The organism is Vibrio sp. 10N.222.48.A3 (assembly GCF_041475345.1).
GTDB lineage: Bacteria > Pseudomonadota > Gammaproteobacteria > Enterobacterales > Vibrionaceae > Vibrio > Vibrio tasmaniensis_A.
In genome coordinates this window covers 1-458 of record NZ_JBFRVX010001298.1, presented here as the reverse complement: position 1 = coordinate 458, position 458 = coordinate 1, and the positions used below count along the sequence as shown (strand labels likewise).

Here is a 458-nt window from a genome sequence, read left to right as displayed (position 1 = left end):
CAACCACACCATCCATGATAAGACCTGGGATGTCATCATCACGAACGAGTAACAAGTCGATTGGCATATTTAGTGAATGAACAACTAAGCGCTCACCCATGATGTTAAATTTCACACCACATTTTTTAAGTAGATCTTGGCACTCTTTACTTAAGCGACCTTTCTTTTGAATTGCGATTCTTAGGCGTTGTGTCTGCATTGCTGTATCCCTGTGCAAATATTTGAATTTATTGATTATTTAAAAGTGCTAAAACTAAAAAACCCTCGGAAGACTTTGTCGTCCCGAGGGTTTAAATCTAAATTCTTTGACTTAACCTCCGGGAGAATTCTTGCTCCCGGGTATACGTAAATCTCCCCGAAAGACTAGATAGGGTGATGATGGTGATGAATGTTCATTACTAATTTACGCATACTTATCAGCTCTTAGGTTGTTTGCTGTCTTGTCTCCACACTAACTA

General features: G+C 39.1%; 1 pseudogene and 1 other annotated feature. The pseudogene reads right to left on the bottom strand.

Features of this window, described 5'->3' with window-relative positions:
* A pseudogene (gene hisG, locus AB4653_RS25850) lies at positions 1-199 on the bottom strand (ATP phosphoribosyltransferase); the annotation flags it as partial.
* A gap of 53 nt (positions 200-252) precedes the next feature.
* Positions 253-388 (bottom strand) — a sequence feature (His leader region).
* Between the last annotated feature and the right edge of the window lie 70 nt (positions 389-458).